14 protein-coding genes are annotated in these 15,144 nt (G+C 69.5%); 6 read left to right on the top strand and 8 right to left on the bottom strand.

The features are described from left to right. Positions 1 to 139: 139 nt before the first annotated feature. A complete protein-coding gene (locus tag ACWDNU_RS35890) occupies positions 140 to 1,123 on the top strand; it encodes a Ppx/GppA phosphatase family protein (RefSeq protein WP_355274004.1) in 984 nt (327 codons plus the stop codon). Then, on the top strand, positions 1,120 to 1,347 hold the full coding sequence (locus ACWDNU_RS35885; RefSeq protein ID WP_449672141.1) for a hypothetical protein: 228 nt from the start codon (positions 1,120 to 1,122) through the stop codon (positions 1,345 to 1,347). The genes ACWDNU_RS35890 and ACWDNU_RS35885 overlap by 4 nt, the downstream gene beginning before the upstream one ends. A gap of 4 nt (positions 1,348 to 1,351) precedes the next feature. Here the strand turns inward: ACWDNU_RS35885 and ACWDNU_RS35880 are convergent, their stop codons facing one another. The 4 genes from ACWDNU_RS35880 to ACWDNU_RS35865 all read right to left on the bottom strand — a co-directional run bounded on the left by ACWDNU_RS35880 (position 1,352) and on the right by ACWDNU_RS35865 (position 6,124). After that, the gene (locus tag ACWDNU_RS35880) at positions 1,352 to 2,884 is read right to left on the bottom strand and encodes a DHA2 family efflux MFS transporter permease subunit (RefSeq protein ID WP_370934204.1); all 1,533 of its coding nucleotides are present in this window, start codon (positions 2,882 to 2,884) and stop codon (positions 1,352 to 1,354) included. Between the two features lie 185 nt (positions 2,885 to 3,069). After that, the gene (locus ACWDNU_RS35875; protein WP_449672140.1) at positions 3,070 to 4,347 is read right to left on the bottom strand and encodes a YeeE/YedE family protein; all 1,278 of its coding nucleotides are present in this window, start codon (positions 4,345 to 4,347) and stop codon (positions 3,070 to 3,072) included. A 152-nt stretch (positions 4,348 to 4,499) separates the two neighbouring features. Then, positions 4,500 to 5,117, bottom strand: a complete 618-nt coding sequence (locus ACWDNU_RS35870) for an LppU/SCO3897 family protein (protein WP_370934202.1) — start codon at positions 5,115 to 5,117, stop codon at positions 4,500 to 4,502. A gap of 146 nt (positions 5,118 to 5,263) precedes the next feature. Then, the gene (locus tag ACWDNU_RS35865) at positions 5,264 to 6,124 is read right to left on the bottom strand and encodes a Bax inhibitor-1/YccA family protein (RefSeq protein WP_182889914.1); all 861 of its coding nucleotides are present in this window, start codon (positions 6,122 to 6,124) and stop codon (positions 5,264 to 5,266) included. A gap of 319 nt (positions 6,125 to 6,443) precedes the next feature. Between ACWDNU_RS35865 and ACWDNU_RS35860 the strand changes: the two genes are divergently transcribed. The 4 genes from ACWDNU_RS35860 to ACWDNU_RS35845 all read left to right on the top strand — a co-directional run bounded on the left by ACWDNU_RS35860 (position 6,444) and on the right by ACWDNU_RS35845 (position 12,159). Next, positions 6,444 to 7,931 (top strand): SpaA isopeptide-forming pilin-related protein, encoded by a 1,488-nt coding sequence (locus tag ACWDNU_RS35860; RefSeq protein ID WP_449672139.1) that lies wholly within the window; start codon positions 6,444 to 6,446, stop codon positions 7,929 to 7,931. Positions 7,932 to 7,949: 18 nt separating this feature from the next. Further along, complete coding sequence (locus tag ACWDNU_RS35855; RefSeq protein WP_449672138.1) at positions 7,950 to 8,660, top strand: class F sortase; 711 nt, start codon at positions 7,950 to 7,952, stop codon at positions 8,658 to 8,660. Between the two features lie 217 nt (positions 8,661 to 8,877). Continuing rightward, a complete protein-coding gene (locus tag ACWDNU_RS35850) occupies positions 8,878 to 10,869 on the top strand; it encodes an SDR family oxidoreductase (protein WP_370934199.1) in 1,992 nt (663 codons plus the stop codon). Between the two features lie 120 nt (positions 10,870 to 10,989). Further along, the gene (locus ACWDNU_RS35845) at positions 10,990 to 12,159 is read left to right on the top strand and encodes a cell division protein DivIVA (RefSeq protein WP_449672137.1); all 1,170 of its coding nucleotides are present in this window, start codon (positions 10,990 to 10,992) and stop codon (positions 12,157 to 12,159) included. 134 nt (positions 12,160 to 12,293) lie between these two features. Here ACWDNU_RS35845 and ACWDNU_RS35840 read toward each other — a convergent pair whose 3' ends face one another. The 4 genes from ACWDNU_RS35840 to ACWDNU_RS35825 form a co-directional block, all read right to left on the bottom strand. Further along, positions 12,294 to 13,616, bottom strand: coding sequence for an amidase family protein (locus tag ACWDNU_RS35840; protein ID WP_449672136.1), 1,323 nt, complete (start codon positions 13,614 to 13,616; stop codon positions 12,294 to 12,296). A 10-nt stretch (positions 13,617 to 13,626) separates the two neighbouring features. Beyond that, positions 13,627 to 14,262, bottom strand: coding sequence for a response regulator transcription factor (locus ACWDNU_RS35835; RefSeq protein ID WP_344279883.1), 636 nt, complete (start codon positions 14,260 to 14,262; stop codon positions 13,627 to 13,629). Between the two features lie 102 nt (positions 14,263 to 14,364). Further along, positions 14,365 to 14,628: a hypothetical protein gene (locus ACWDNU_RS35830; RefSeq protein WP_449672135.1), complete on the bottom strand. Its 264-nt coding sequence runs from the start codon at positions 14,626 to 14,628 to the stop codon at positions 14,365 to 14,367. Continuing rightward, positions 14,625 to 14,909 carry a WXG100 family type VII secretion target gene (locus ACWDNU_RS35825; RefSeq protein WP_449672134.1) on the bottom strand — a complete coding sequence of 95 codons (285 nt, stop codon included), beginning with the start codon at positions 14,907 to 14,909 and terminating at the stop codon, positions 14,625 to 14,627. The genes ACWDNU_RS35830 and ACWDNU_RS35825 overlap by 4 nt, the downstream gene beginning before the upstream one ends. Positions 14,910 to 15,144: the final 235 nt, after the last annotated feature.

The following is a 15,144-nucleotide window of genomic DNA, read 5'->3' as shown; positions in this document are numbered from 1 at the left end:
ATGGAGTCGACGAAGAAGTCCGGCGAGCTGATCGCCGCCCAGGCGCTCGCCGACCCGTCGCAGGCCGCGGTGGTGTCGGTCCGCAACGGGCAGCCAGTCGCCTGACCTGTAGTACCGGATCACCAAGTACCGTATTCCTGTGCGGCTTGGTGTTCTCGATGTCGGAAGCAATACCGTTCACCTGCTCGTGGTGGACGCGCATCGTGGTGGTCACCCGATGCCGATGAGCTCGTCGAAGTCGGCGTTACGGCTCTCGGAGAACATGGACGGGGACGGCCGCATCACCGAGGCGGGCGAGGCCAGGCTGGTCGCGACCATCGAGGAATTCGCCGATCTGGCGCGCAATTCCAAGTGCGTCGAGCTGATGCCGTTCGCCACATCGGCCCTGCGTGAGGCCACCAATTCCGACGAGGTGCTGGCCCGGGTGCGCGGCATGACCGGAGTCGATCTGCAGGTGCTCTCCGGCGACGACGAGGCCAGGCTGACGTTCCTCGCGGTGCGCCGCTGGTTCGGCTGGAGCGCGGGCCGCATCATCAACCTCGACATCGGCGGCGGCTCGCTGGAGATGTCCAACGGCGGCGACGAGGAACCCGATGTCGCGCTGTCGCTGCAGCTCGGCGCGGGCAGGCTCACCAGGGAATGGCTGCGCGACGATCCGCCGAGCAAGCGCAAGATCGCGGTCCTGCGCGATTGGCTCGACGCCGAGCTCGTCGCCCCCACCCGGACCATCATCGAAGCGGGCAAGCCCGACCTGGCCGTCGGCACCTCGAAGACGTTCCGCTCGCTGGCCAGGCTGACCGGGGCGGCACCCTCGGCCGCCGGTCCGCGGGTGCGCCGTACACTGACCAGCTCCGGTTTGCGCCAGCTGATCGCGTTCATCTCCCGGATGACCGCGGCCGACCGCGCGGAGCTGGAAGGCGTGAGTTCGGACCGGTCCCAGCAGTTGGTGGCCGGCGCACTGGTCGCGGAGGCGAGTATGCGGGCGTTGTCGCTCGACAGCATCGAGATCTGCCCATGGGCGCTGCGTGAAGGCCTGATCCTGCGCAAGCTGGATACCGAGCCGAACGGGGGCCCGTCGGTCGTCCCGCCGGTCGCGTCGGTGGCGAGAGCGGAGTCGGCATGAGCGCTGACGATTCGAAACAGCTATCGGTCGCCGAACTACTCGCGCGCAATGCCGCGCAGGGCGCGTCGCCGCCGGCGAGCGGTGGCGGCGGCAGGCGGCGGCGCAGTGGTCGCGGGCTCTCGGTCAACGATCTGACCGGGGAGAACGCGGCCGTCCGGCCGAACTCGCAGCAACGAGAAAGGGCCGCCCGCGAGCGCAACGCGGACGGCCCTTTCCTCAGGTGAAGCGTCAGTGCATCGGCACCGGCGGGGCGACCTCGCCGGGTTCCGCCGCTGCGGGAGCCACGCGCTTCTTCGGCAGGAAGAACGCGGGCACCAGGCACAGTGCCAGCAGGACGGTGCCCCACAGGAATGTCGTCGCGAACGACTCGCCCGCGAGGCCGGCCGCGGCGTCGTGGGTGGCCGGGTTCATCGTCGCCGCGGTGGCGACCAGCTGGCCCTGGCTCGTCGGGACGCCGAACTTTCCGGCGAGCAGCGCCGCCAGGATGATCGACATCACCGCGGACCCGATCGCGCCCGCGGTCTGCTGCAGGATGTTCGTCGCGGTCGAGGCCTTCGCCATGTCCTTGGACTGCAACGTCTGCAGCGCGGCCGAGGTGATCGGCATCATCGTGCAGCCGAGGCCGAGCCCGACGACGAACAGCGCGGCCAGCAGCAGCGGGTACGACGTGGTCGCGGTGACCTGGGTGAACGCGATCATGCCGACGACGATCAGCACCAGGCCGGGCACCACGATCTTGCGCGGCGCGATCTTGTCCGCCAGCCGCCCGGCGACCGGCATCGACACCACCGCGCCGAGGCTCTGCGGCACCAGCAGCAGACCGGCGTGCAGCGCGGTTTCGCCGCGCACCAGCACGAAATAGGTGGGCAGCAACAGCATCGCGCCGAAGAATCCGATGCAGAACACGGCCATCGTGATCATCGCGACCGAGAACGACCGGTTGCGGAACAGCTTCAGGTCGATCAGCGGATGCTCCACCTTGCTAGCGCGGAGAACAAACGCGACCAGCAGCACGAGCCCCGCCAGCGCGGGCAGCCACACCTCGAGTGCGGTGACGGTGCCGGTCGACGGGATCCGCGAAACACCGAAGATCAGCGCCGCGAGGCCCGGCGACACCATCAGCATGCCGAGGAAGTCGAAGCGGCCGGACGGTTCCGGGTCGTCCTTCGGCAGCAGCTTCAGCGCGAGCAGGAAGGCGATCAAGCCGATCGGGACGTTGATGTAGAAGATCCAGCGCCAGCTCACCGAGTCGACCAGCCAGCCGCCCAGGATCGGGCCGCACATCGGGCCGAGCAGCATCGGCACGCCGAGCACGGACATCACCCGGCCGATCCGCTGCGGGCCCGCCGTGCGGGTCAGGATCGTCATGCCCGCCGGCATCAGCATGCCGCCGCCGAGGCCCTGGACGACGCGGAACGCGATCAGCGATTCGACGTTCCAGGCGAGCCCGGCCAGCATCGAGCCGACCAGGAAGGTGCCGATCGCGAGCAGGTACAGCCGTTTCGTGCCGAACCGGTCGGACGCCCATCCGGTGACCGGGATGACCGTCGCCAGCGCCAGCATGTAGCCGGTCGCGACCCACTGGATGGTGTCGAAGGACGTGGTGAACTGAATGGTGAGCTTCTGAAGCGCGACATTGACCACGGTGGTGTCGAGGATCGCCATGATGGCGCCGAGCACCACCACGGAAGCGACCTTCAGCACTCCCCGGTCGAGTTTGTCACCGGCATCCGGCGCGGCCGGATTCGCTGGTGCGGACATGCGGAACCCCATCTGTTAGTGGTGAAGCGCAAGCCCGCGACGCGACAATACGACGGCGGTTCCCCCTTGCGCGCGCTCCAGACTAGCCGAGCGGCAAGCGGCGACGCAGCCTTTTTCGCTGGCGGAAGAACTGCGTGGGGACTTTTCGCGCCGTCGCGATGACCTGCGAAAAGCCCCCACGAGGGTCAGCAGATACTGTCCGTGCGCACCGGGTTGCCCAAACCGAACAACGGCCGCAGCTTCAGCCCGATCCAGGTGCCGAAAAGCGCGAACGCGCCCCACAGCCAGCCGTGCAGGCTGCCGACGGAAATGCCGCCGAGGTACGCGCCGATGTTGCAGCCGTTCGCCAGCCGCGCGCCGATGCCCATCAGGATTCCGCCGAGAATCGCGGCGACGGCGGTGCGCCACGGGATCGAGCTGTGGATCTTCCACGCGCCCGCGGCCGCCGCGGCGATGAACGCGCCGATCATGATGCCGATGTCGGTGAGGCTCGTCTTGTCCTGCCAGATCGGCTTGGACAGCGACGTCGCGTTCGCCTTCAGCTGCCAGAACTCCCACTGCTCCGGGTGCAGTCCGAACACCTGGAGAATTTTCGCGCCCCACAGGCTGAACGCACTCGTGACGCCCCAGATGCCGCCGGAAACCAGGTACACCGCGCCGGCCAGCACGCCGAGCACGACCGCGCCGACGAGGATCGGCCAGGAGCCGCGGAAGATCCGGGCGAAGCCGCGCGCGGTCGGGACGGTGTCGACCGGCGGCGGCACCCGGCGCTTCTGCACCAGCCGGGTCGCGAAGACGATCGCGAGGAGCACCGCGATCGTGATCGCCCACGAACCGAACCAGCCGACGTGATCCGACAAGAGGAATCCGGAAACCTGCGGCCAGCCGGTGAAAAGCGGGTAGCCCCAGGTGTAGAGGACCGATCCGGTGATGAAACCGCCGAGGGTCAGCACGATCGTCGACTGGCCGGCCCCGACCGCGAACAGCGTCCCGGACGCGCACGCGCCGCCGAGTTGCATGCCGATGGCGAACAGCGTGGCTCCGACGAACAACGCGAGCCCGATCGGCCCGACGTTCGCCACCGGCACCGGTTTGCTGCCGAAGAGACCCGCGCCGGTGCCGCAGATGAGGGCGATGAGCGTCGCGGCGGTGCCGAGCAGGAGGGTGTGCGCGCGAAGGCCCTGGCCGTTGCCGACCGCGATCAGCTGCCGCCAGGCGGACGTGAAACCGAAGCGGGAGTGGAAAAGGGCGAGGCCGAGCAGCAGCCCGAGCACGAGCAGGACCCCGAACTTCGCGCCGTGCGCGGCCCAGACGTAGGCGGTCAGCCCGACCGCGAGGACCGCGGCGACGGCGAGCGGGACGATCTTGACCGGCTCCTCCGGTTTAGGTGCCGGAGCCTCGCAGGAGGTCGGGAAATCGAGCAGTTTTCGCTCGTCGACAGGGGAATCGGTGGTCGCCACCACGTCTCCTGGGGGTGTCGGGGATTAACGGGACCCGCCCGGCGGCGGGCGGCGATCCACGTTAGGTCCGCGCGGGCGCCGCACGCAGCCTGTCCCACGGAGTGCGACGAACGGCCGAAACCGGGCGTCCGGACGGCCCCTTTGTACCGCCCCCGTCAGCTCTTGATGCAGATGGCTTCCTCGGGATCGGAGTACCAGCGGGCGGCGGTCGAACCGCTGCCCTCGCACGCCGAACGGTCCTTCGCGCCAGGCACCAGCTTGACGATTTCCGCGTTCTTCTGCGGATCGGTGCACGGCACCTTCTGGTAGGTCGTCGAGGCGGTCTGCAGCCCGGAGAGGCAATCCCCTTGCTGCACATTGGGAACGAGGCAGAGCACGCGGCGGTTCTTGCCGCCGGTGGTGTAGCGGTAGTAGTCGCCGCGCGGGCAGGTGCCGCTACGGCTGGCGCGGACGACGGCGACCTTGACGTTCGCTCCGGGGTCGGCGCAGTCGACGGTTTTCGTCGTCGTGGTCGAGCCGGACTTCTCGATGTGCATGCAGTCGCTGGCGTGGGTGTTGCTGGTCGAGTTGCCGAACGCGAAGAACCCGATGGCGACCCCGGCCGCCACGACCACCACCGCGACGGCGACCAGCACGACGGTCCTGGTCGGGAAGTTTCGCTTCGGGCTCTGCTGCGGCGGCATCCCGCCCGGGCCGTAGTGCTGCTGGAACGGCGACGGCCCGTTCTGGCCGTAGCCCGGCTGCGGTCCGTGCCCGTGCGGCGGGACGCTCACGTGATACCTCGCAAACCCGAAAGAAACATTCCGACCGGGCACATCCAACACGACGGCCGCGGGGGCGCGCAGAGGTTCGAGGCAGAAAAACAGAAAAGGCGCTCCGCGTAACGCGGAGCGCCCCTTCCCGGAAACCTGTGCGACGACTAGTCGCGCAGGTAAGACAGCAGACGCAGGATCTCGAGGTACAGCCACACCAGCGTGGTCATCAGGCCGAAGGCGGCGTACCAGGCCCACTTCGACGGCATGCCGGCGCGGATCATCTTGTCGGCCTGGTCGAAGTCGAGCAGGAAGCTGAACGCGGCGATGCCGATGACCACCAGGCTGAAGACGATGGCGAGCGGGCTGCCGTCGCGCAGCGGGTTGAAGCCGAAGAACACCGCGGTGACCAGGTTGACCAGCATCAGGATGGCCACGCCCGCGACCGCGCCGACGATCCACTTCGTGAGCTTCGGCGTGACCTTCACCGCGCCGGTCTTGTAGACGACCAGCATCGCGACGAACACGCCCGCGGTGCCGATGAGCGCCTGCAGGGCGATGCCCGGCAGGAACACCTCGAACAAGCCGCTGAGCGCACCGAGGAACAGGCCCTCGGCACCGGAGTAGACGAGCGTGAGCGGACCGCTCGGCTTCTGCTTGAAGATGATGACCAGAGACACGACGAGGCCCACCACGAGCCCGCCGATCAGCGCGCCGAGGAGCGGACCGCTCGGCGAAAGCCTGCCGAGGGAATCGCGGACGAGCTGGGACTGCGCCCAGATCGCCGTGAGCACGCCGACGACGAGCGCGACGCCGAGCGACATGCCGGTCTTGATGACGACGTCGTCGACCGTCATCGGACGGTCGGCGGAGGCGGTGCCCATCTGGCCGGGGCCGTAACCCGGGACGCCGCCTTGGCCCTGCGGCTGGCCGTAGGGCTGGTCGAAGCCGACGTTCGGCCCGTACTGCCCGGTCGCGGCCGCGCCGCGCGGGAGATTGCGGAACGCCGGGTTGCTGCTGGAACGCACCTGTCCTCCTGGACTTTATGGCACCTTGCATCGGGTTCAACGACCGCGGCGGCTCGCTGGTTCCCGTTCGGGTAAAGCCGATTTTACTCGTCACCCGCGCGGGTGAGCGACCCCCGTTACGGCCACCGTAGGCGATGAAGGTCACGACCGTTCACCGCAGGTCACCCGATGGTCTCTAGACAACTCCCATGGTGACCCGCGAACCTTCACATCGCGTGTCCGGGAAGTGACCGAACGCGTGTCGGGGAGTTGTTCGATCAGGTGAACTGCGAAGACGCCGTTCCGGCGTCGGCAGGCACGTCGAAGGAGCCAACACACCATGGGGTGGATCTCACGCCCGCGCGCTCGCTGGCGCGCGGCCGCCGGGCTGGTCGCGACCGCACTGCTCGGCGCACTCTCCGTAACCACACCGGGAATCGCCTCGGCTGCCACGGACCCGGTGAAGGGCCCTGGCCTGCCGATCGGCCACGACGAGGGCCCCACCCATTACGAAGATTGGCTCGGCTCGTACAAGGTGGGCGGCAAGAACGTCTTCTGTGTTCGGTTCCATCTGAAGGCACCGGGCAGCGACGAGGCGTACCAGCCGGGCGATGAACTGCTGACGAAGTGGGGCGAAAAGCTGCAGCCCGACGTCGCGGGCAACATCTCCTATCTGTTGCTGCGCTACGGCAATACCTCTGACAACAACGAGGCCGCCGCGCTGGCCCATCTGCTGCACTCGTGGACCGCCAAATCGCGAACGCCCGGCGACACAGAGTTCGGCACGCCCCCGGACAAGGCCGCCTATCCCGAGCAGAAGTACCTCAACGCGCTCACCCCGGCTGCGAAGGACGACGTGGCCAAGATGAAGACCGAGGCCGAGGCGAACCGCGGTCCGTGGACCGCGTCGGTCACCGCGCCGAAGGGCGATCAACACCTCGGCCAGCCAGCGACCTGGACGGTCACGGTAAAGAACTCCAAAGGCAAGGGCATCCCGGACGTTCCGGTGAAGCTGACCGCCACCGACGGGATCGTCGGCCAGGCAGACAAGAAGGCGGACGCGGAGAAGGCGTCCGACTCCTCTTCCGGCAACTCCGCGCCCCAGGCCGCGCAGAAGGACACGACGATCAAGACCGATGCGAACGGCACGGTCACGGTGAAGGTCACGCCGACCGGCGATCAGCCGAAGCTCGCCGCCTCGTTGTCCGCGCCCGCGGACAAGCCGACTGTGCAGAACCCGGTCAACACCAAGGACGGGATCCAGAGCGTCGTCGGCACCGGCGGGGAAAAGCAACTGACCGCACAGGGCGTGGTCGCCGTAGCGAAGCCGGGCAAGGTGCAGGTCACCAAGACCGACGCCAAGACCGGCAAGGGCATCGGCGGCGCGACTCTGCGGATCACTGGCAAGGACCGCAAGACCGCGGCCACCAGTCAGGACGGCAAGGCGCTCAACGGGCCCGACGGCCAGCCCGCCGTGGTCACCACCAGCGGCGACAACGGGACCGCGACCGTCGAGAATCTGCTTGCCCCGCAGGAAGTCTGTGTGGTCGAGGTGAACGCGCCGCCGGGTTACACCAACGCGTTCGACCCGAACAATCCGCCCGCCGCGTGCGGATCGCTGACGCCGGGCGGCACACTTGCCCTGACAGTGGCCAATACGCCGAACGAAGTGCCGCACGCGATTCCCGCCGGGGACCTGCCGGTGACGATGGCCAAGGGCACTGTCGAGACAAGTTTCTCCACGGGCGGCATCGCGGGTCTCGCGGCGCTGGTGCTCGTCGGTTCGGCGCTGGTCGGGTTCGCCGCTCGGCGGTCGGCCCGGCGGTAATCGAAAGCAGCAAGGGCAATGACCGGAAAAGGACGGCTGATCGGCGGGTTCGTGCTGGGCGCGGCAAGCGTGCTGGCAGTGGAACTCGCGACGGTCGTGATCAGTTCGCCGCCGACGACGGTGGTGGCCGGGAGCGCGTCCCCGGTCGCCGCCGCCGTACCGGCCGCTTCCCCGCAACAGCTGGCTCCCGCGCCGCCGCCGTCGAGCAGTGCGGCGCCGCCTAGCAGTTCGGCGGCCGCACCGCCGCCGGCCGCGCCCGCGGAGCATCGGCAAGCTCCGGAACCCGGACCGCAGGCGCCGGGCACGATCCGGCTGCCCGGCGGCGGGACCGCGGCGATGGTGCGTCAGGACCTCGGGCCGGGCAACACGCTTCCGGTGCCGTCGGACATCGGCCAGGCGGCGTGGTGGGGCGCGGATCTGGAAGCGGTCAGCGGCGCGAGCGTGTTCGCGGGCCACGTCAACTGGCGCGGCGCGACCGGTCCGTTCTCGGAGCTGTGGAGCGAACGCATCGGCGACGTGGTGACGATCGTGGACCGCGCGGGCAAGACGAGCCGGTACCGGATTTCCCAGCTGGTCACCGTGCACAAGAACGATCTGCCGAGCCGCGCCGACGATCTCTTCGGGCAGGCGGGTCCGCATCGGGTGGTCCTGGTGACCTGCGGCGGACGGTGGATCGGCGGCAGCGACGGGTACGAGGAGAACCGTGTGGTGATCGCGGACCCGGCGTGAGGGGTCCCCTCGTGCCCCGCTGAGACCGCGCGAGGGGGCCGTTCGCGCAGTTTCTGCCGGGCCCTCCGCTCGCGAAAATCCGCCGCCACCTGCGGAACCCCTTGCGGAAGCTAAGTTACTTGCGAGTAACCTCACCCTGCCGCGTTGTGGTCAGGGCGGCGTCCATGCAGCAGAATGCCCATGGGTTCAGGCGGCGGCACGGCGGAGGGTGATGGAGATGGCGACGTTCTTGGTGACAGGCGCGACCGGGTTGATCGGACGCCAGGTCACCCGGCAGCTGCTCACCCGGCCGGACGTGGAGCGGGTCGCGCTCGTGGTGCGCGCGTCGTCGCGGGAGAAGCTGGCCGCGCTCGTCGACGGATGGCCGCATCCGGACCGCGTGACGCTTGTGACCGGCGACCTCGGCGAACCGCTGATGGGAGTGTCCGAAGCGGACCGGGAGGCGCTGCGCGGCGTCGACCACGTCATCCACCTCGCCGCGCTCTACGACATCACCGCCGACGACGAAACGAGCATCCGGGCCAATGTGGACGGTACGCAGAACGTCCTCGACCTCGCCGCGGACCTGAACGCCGGCTGCCTGCACCACGTCTCGTCGGTCGCCGTCGCGGGCGACCACGCAGGACTGTTCACCGAGGACATGTTCGACGTCGGCCAGCGGCTCATCACGCCGTATCACCGCACGAAATTCGAGGCCGAGAAGCTCGTCCGGGACCAGCACGAGGTGCCGTGGCGGGTGTACCGGCCCGCGGTCGTGGTCGGCGATTCGCAGACCGGCGAAATGGACAAGATCGACGGCCCGTACTACCTCTTCCCCGCGATCAGCAGGCTCGCCGGGCTGCCCGACGTGCCGTCCGCGGGCCCGGATCTGGGCGACACCAACGTGGTTCCGGTCGACTACGTCGCGAAGGCGCTGCTGGAACTGGTCACCACGCCGGGTCTCGACGGTCGCGCCTTCCACCTCGTGAACCCCGAGCCGCAGCCGGTGGTGTCGGTCTACAACGCGTTCGCCCGCGCCGCCGGAGCGCCGACGATCACGGTGCAGCTCGGCGACAAGGTGTCGAAGGGAATCGTCGGGCTGGTCAAGCTCAGCGAGCACATTCCCGGGTTCACCATTGCCCGCGACGCGGTGCTGGAGCGGCTCGGCATTCCGCCGGTGCTGCTGGAAACGATGGCGTTTCCATCGGTGTTCGCTTCGGCGGAAACGCGGAAGGCGTTGGCCGGAAGCGGCGTCGAGGTGCCCCGGCTCGAGGAATACGCCGCGACGCTGTGGCGCTACTGGCGCGAACATCTCGACCCGTTCCGCGCGCGCAAGCACGGTCCGCGCGGCGAACTGGACGGCCGCCGGGTGATCATTACCGGCGCGTCGTCGGGCATCGGGCGGGCCACCGCGCTGAAGGTCGCCGCGGCGGGCGGGGTGCCGCTGCTGGTCGCGCGGCGGCAGCACGAGCTGGAAGAAGTGCGCGACGAGATCATCGCGGCGGGCGGCACCGCGTCGGTGTACCCGGCGGACCTCACCGACGAGGATTCGGTGCGCAAGGCCGTGGACGCGATGCTTTCCGAACACGGCCGGATCGACATGCTCGTGAACAACGCCGGCCGGTCGATCCGGCGCTCGATCAAGCTGTCGTACGACCGGATGCACGACTACGAACGCGCGATGGCGATCAACTACTTCGGCGCGGTGCGGCTGATCCTGGCGGTCCTCCCGCACATGTCGGAGCGGAAATTCGGGCACATCGTGAACGTTTCCTCGATCGGCGTGCAGGGAATCGCGCCGCGCTTTTCCGCCTATGCCGCGTCGAAGGCCGCGCTGGACTACTTCTCCCGGATAGCGGCGACCGAAACGCACGGCGACGGGATCACCTTCACCACCATCCACATGCCGCTCGTGCGCACGCCGATGATCCGCCCGACGAAGATCTACGACGCCTTCCCCACGAAATCGCCGGAGCAGGCGGCGGACATGGTGCTGAAAGCGCTGGTGCGGCGGCCTAAGCACATCGGCACCCCGGCGGGCCAGGCGATCGGGCTGACCTACACGCTCGCGCCGGGGCTCACCGACGCGATCGCGTACCAGGGTTTCCGGATTTTCCCGGACTCCGCGGCGGCGGGCGGCAGCGGGAAACTGAAGATCGGGCGGGGCGAGAAACACCTGTCCCGCGCGGCGATGGCGCTGGCCCGGCTGTCGCGCGGGTTCCACTGGTAGTGACGGCTTCGCGCGGCGGGTGAGGCCGTTCAGGCGAGATCGCGACGAAGAATCGACCCGGGGCGGTGATTCACCACTCCTGGCGGCACGCACGCCAGGGGCGCGGGTACGGTCGTGGGCATGGTTCCCGAGCGAGACAACGGCCTCCTCCCGCTGCGGCGCGAGTACACCGAAGCCTGGCGCGGCTTCGACCGCACCGAGGTGCGGCAGTACCTCGACCACCTCGAAGGTCAGCTGCACCGGCTGATCACCGACCGCGACGCGGCTGCCGCGCAGGCAGCCACCCTGTCGCGCGAACTCGAGGCGGCGCGCGGCGAGGTGTCGAAGCTGCAGTCCCGGGTCGAGGAGCTGCTGAAGCCGCCGGAGCGGCTCGAGGACCTGGACGAGCGGATGCAGCGCACCGTCGCGCTCGCGCACGCGCGGGCGGACGAGATCACCAAGCGCGCGCAGGTGGCGGCCGAGAAGCACTGGGCGTCGTCGACCGAGGCGTCCACGAAGCTGCGCGAGCGGTACCACCGCTTGGTCGAGGAGCTGGACAAGCAGGCCGAAGCGCTGCACTCGGAGCACGAGGCCGCGCTGAAGGAAACCCGCGCCGAAGTGCAGCGGCTGACGGTCGAGGCGGCGCAGCGCCGGGAACTCCTCGACAACGAAGCCGAGCGCAAGCGCCGCAAGATCGAGCGCGACTTCGACGCGAAGATCACCGCCGAGCGCACCGCGCACGAAAAGATGATCACCGACCAGCGCACGGCCAGCAAGAACCAGGCCGAACGCCGGATCACGGAAGCCACCGCGGAGGCGACCCGCCGCGTCGAGGAGGCGACGGCGGAGGCCAAGCGCCGTCTCGACGAGGCGACCACGCAGGCGGCCCAGCGCACCACCGCGGCCGCGCGGAAGGTCGAGCGGCTCGCGGAGATCCGCGAACAGGCGCGCAAGAACCTGGCGATGGCGGACGAGGTGCTCGGCCGGAGCGAGGGTCTGCTGACGGCGCTGCCGTCGGAATCGGTGCTGCCCGCGGCGTCGAAGCTGGTTGGCGGCGACGACCCGGCGAAGCCGGACCCGTCTCCCGCGCCGGTCGAGTCGAAGACCGCGCCGTCTCCGTCGCCTAAGCCCAAGGCTGAGAACGGTTCCGCTGCGAAGACTCCGGCGGGCAACGGCTCGTCCGCGAATGGCGGTGCTGGAAAGGGCGGTTCGACGGAAAACGCGGCCGGAAACGGCGCGAAGACCGGGAACGGCTCGACGGGGAATGGCGCGAAGTCCCAGCCGCAGACGGCGGGCAAGCCGAGCAGCTGACCCGCGGATCGCGGCGAGCCCGTCGGCCCGGAAACGCTTCGGCGGGCGGCCAGCAGAACAGTGCAAGGTCCGTGAAGGGCTCCTTGCGGGAATCTAATTCCCGCAAGGAGCCCTTCACGGCGTTTAGGCGTGGACTAGACCGTCCGCGGCCAAGGGTTCGCCGACTCCAGCTCCGCCGCCAACCCCAGCAGCACCGGCTCCCCGCCGGGACGCGCGACCAGTTGTACGCACATCGCCAGGTCGTGGACGGGATGCCGGGCGACCGGAACCGACAGCGCCGGGTATCCGGCCAGGTTCCACGGGCCGGTGAACGACGCCACCCTCGACGACGGAACCGCGTTCGCCAGCCAAGACTCCCGGTGCCAGCGGCGGGCTTTCAACGGCAAGGTCGCCAAAGTCGGCGTCACCAGGACGTCGTGCGACTCGAAGAACTGCGCCGCGATCGCCTGCCATTCGTCGCGGGCCCGGTCGGTGACCAGACGCGAGGTCAGGCGGCCCAGGCGGACGTGCACGCGGGTCCGGGGTTGCAGGCGCGAGAGGTCGAACGAACCCGCGGCCTGCTCGGCCGGACCGGCGAACCAGCGGGCGACCAGGCCGCCCAGGGCGCGGAGCGGGTAGGCGGGGGTCGCGGAATCGACCGAGTGGCCGGAGGAGCGCAGGAGGTCGGCAGCCTGGTCGACGGCGGCGCGCAGGGGGCGCGGCAGCGGGGCTCGGGTGAAGGGGACCTGGGTTGAGGTCGCGATTCGTTGTGCGCCGGGAGTCGCGAGCGTGGCCCAGTCTGGGCGGTCGGCCAAAACCGACATCAGGAGAGCGGCATCGGCGGCAGTGGTGGCCAGCGGGCCGTGGGTAGAGAGGCCGAACCAGCCGGGAGCGTCTTCGCGAACGACGTCGCGGCCGGGTTTCAGGCCGACTATTCCGCACATTCCGGCGGGCAAGCGAATCGAGCCCAGGCCGTCGGTGCCGTGGGCGATCGGGACCAGGCCAGCGGCGACCGCGGCGGCGCTTCCGCCGGAGGAGCCGCCTGCGGTGAACGACGGGTTGCGCGGGTTGCGGGCGATGCCGTCGGGATCGTCGCTGGTCGGGAAGATGCACAGCTCCGGCACGCGGGTCAGGCCGACGATGACCGCACCGGCCGCGCGCAGGCGGGAGGCGATCAGGCCGTCGGCGTCGGCCAGGGTGCGCGGGCCTGCTTCGGAGCCCCAGCCCAGGTATTCGCCGGCGACCTCGGTGACGTCTTTGACGGCGATCGGGACACCGGCCAGTGGCAGCGAAGCCAGGTCCGGACGGGCCGCGACTTCGGCGGCTTCCGCTCGTGCCTCGGCGAAGCGCACGCGGCGGAAAGCACCGACGACGCCGTCCGCGGCTGCGATCCGGGCGAGTGCTTCTTCGGTCACCTGGACCGGGTCCAGCTCCCCTGCCCGCACTCCGCGAGCGATTTCTACCGCCGTCTGCGCCATGATCAGAACATTAGATCGCGCCGGCCCGCAGGGCATAGGCCACGGCGTGCGCGCGGTTGTTCAGACCGCATCGGGTCATCAAGCCGTAGAGCACGTTCTTGACCGTCCGCTCCGAATAACAGAGCTTCGTCGCGATCTCCTCGGTCCCGTAGCCCTCGGCGACCAGCCGCAGCACGTCGCATTCGCGCGAGGCCAGGCCGGACAGCGTGAGGCCGTTCGGCTCCAGCACGTCGCGGCGCATCCGCTGGACCTGCGCGAGCAGCGCGCCCTGCAGCCGCGGCGGCAGCGTCGCCGTGCCGTCCCCGGCGGCCAGCACCGCCGCGACCAGTTCGCCGCCGCCGGTTTCGCGGCGCGGCAGGATCGCGACGACGCCGCATTCGACGGCCGTCATCAGGTCGCTCTCGCGGAAATGGTCGACGACGATCACCAGATGCGGCCCGGTCAGCTGCTCGGACTGCCTGCCGAGCTCCCGCACCTGCGACAGCACCCGGTCCGTGACGTGCTCCTCCATCACGAGGACCACGTCCGCCTGGCTCGCCGCGTCCTGCCCGAGCAGGACCAGCTCCGGACGCGAACCCAGCAGGCTCGCCGCTCCGGCCCGGGTGATCGGGTCCGAGGCGAGCACTGCGACCTTGACGAGCTTCACGACTACCCCCTCCACATTGCCTGCACGCAGTGTGTCGGGCGAGACTTCACGTTTTCTGCCGCGCTCGTGAAGGCCGGTGAAGAAAACCGGCGTTCCCGCTGCTCAGCGGCCTCTTTTCAGGTCTTCGGAAGAGATTTCGCGGAAGGCTTCGGCAGCCCGGTCGAGGCACTCGGGCATCCGGTCCAGCGCGGTCGACCACTCTCGTTTGGCCTCCCGGTAGCGGGCCCGCGCCGCCGCCGGCCAGCTTGCCACCCCGGGCTCCACTGTGGACTCCAGCTCGGCGAGCACCGCGCCGAGGTCGCCGGTGGTCCGGCGGATCCGGGACAGTACTTCGGCGGCCTGATCGAAGCCGGGATCGTCGCTCATCGACAGTCGGCGCACCGCAAGCGCTCATCTGAGCGCTCAGCGGCCGGGGACGCGGCCGCACCGCGCGCGACGTCCACGAGATCTGCCAGACTGCCCAGAATGCGATCGAACTGCTGCTCCCAATCGTTCATCGCCTGGCCGAACCGGACCGCCGCTTCGCCGCGCCACGACGCCTGCAACGCCGCCATTTCGCTGTTTACCGTGCCGAAACAGGCGTTCGCGGCGTCGATCGCCGCAGCGAACGGCACCGCCTGTTCCGGCAGGCCCGGGACCGGGTCCACGCCTCCTCCTCACCGTCCGCACGTCGAGACCGCGATCGAGCGCGCGGGTTCCTCATCGAGGCTGCCGCAGGGATTCCCGTTCGGAAACCGGGGAACGGGCCGGATGCCCCTTTGTCGCGGGAGGTGTGCCTGCCGGACCGCCCGGCCGGTTTGCCCGGCGTTCACCGCGGGGCCGCCCTCTCGACCCTGTCCACCAGACAATTCGCTGGACAAGACCGGCAAAAGCAACCCGGGG

It is taken from the genome of Amycolatopsis sp. NPDC003676 (assembly GCF_053587275.1).
The sequence above is the reverse complement of the archived record's forward strand: the minus strand, read 5'-3'. Positions and strand labels throughout refer to the sequence as shown.